Raw genomic sequence first — 1,177 nt, 5'->3', positions numbered from 1 at the left:
TGAATCCTACGGGGCAAAAGAATCCTTGACCAATTCCAACATCAGCTCTAGTAAAACTGAAATGACGTTTTGCTAGATGAAACGATTGCGAATGATTATGTGGAGCCGCGCATGTCGCGAAGCCACAAACCAACCAACAGTTCGGGAGGAGCCTGACATGATGAAAGATAACCAAAAACTGAAGCTCACCACGGCGCTAGTGGCAGGTGGCCTGGCCATTGCTTCGCCTGCCTTTGCCGAGGGAGAGGTCGTGTTTGCGTCCTGGGGAGGCTCGTTTCAGGATGCCTTGCGCTCAGCCATGCTGGAACCTGCCGCTGGTGCGCTGAATATCACTGTCAAGGAAGATACGACAAACGGCATTCAGGACGTGCGCGCGCAGATCACGGCGGGTGCCGTTGCATGGGACGTTACAGAACAGGATTTGCCTTCGTGTGAAACCCTGAGCCGGGAAGGCAGCCTTGAGCCGATCGACTATTCGATTGTTGACACCACAGGCATTCCGAAAGAGCTGATCCATGACAATTACATCGGCTTCATCAACTTCACCAAGGTGATTGCCTATCGCAAGGATGCATTTGGCGACAATGGCCCGTCCAATTGGGCAGAGTTCTGGGATCTGGAAAACTTCCCCGGCAAGCGCGGTATGCACGGCAAGGTGAACTATAACCTCGAAGCCGCGCTCATGGCGGATGGTGTGCCGATGGCCGAGATCTATGACACGTTGGCCACGAATGAGGGCAAGGCGCGCGCATGGGACAAGCTGGGTGAGATTGCCCCCGAAGTTACCGTTTGGTATCGCGGCGGGTCGCAATCGGCGCAGTTGCTGCGTGACGGCGAAGTGGACGTGATCCATATGGGCCATAACCGCGTAGAAAGCGTGATCGCGTCGGGCATTGATGTGGCCTATGCCTTTGATGGCGGCACGATGGACGTGGACTGCTTGTTGGTTCCCAAGGGGGCTCCGAAGAAAGACAACGCGATGCGGCTTATCAACGAATTGCTGAGCGCCGAAGCACAGGCGAGGCTGGCGGTGACCATGCCGTTGGGTCCGGTGAATTCGGGTGCCTTCGGCACCGGGATAATCTCGGATGAGATGGGAGTGAAGGTCAACACACATCCCGACAACTATGGCAAGCAGCTTCTGGTCGATCCGAACTTTTACATCGGCCAGCTGGGC

The 1,177-nt window shown here is 55.8% G+C and carries 1 protein-coding gene; it reads left to right on the top strand.

The annotated features are described in order from the left end of the window. Positions 1-157 precede the first annotated feature (157 nt). Positions 158-1,177 (top strand): ABC transporter substrate-binding protein (locus ACR0E6_RS21420; protein ID WP_480587094.1); only part of this gene is annotated, 1,020 nt, incomplete at its 3' end.

It is taken from the genome of Ruegeria sp. AP12 (genome assembly GCF_056540025.1).
Note: the sequence above shows the minus strand (reverse complement) of the source record. Positions and strands in the feature narration are given on the sequence as shown.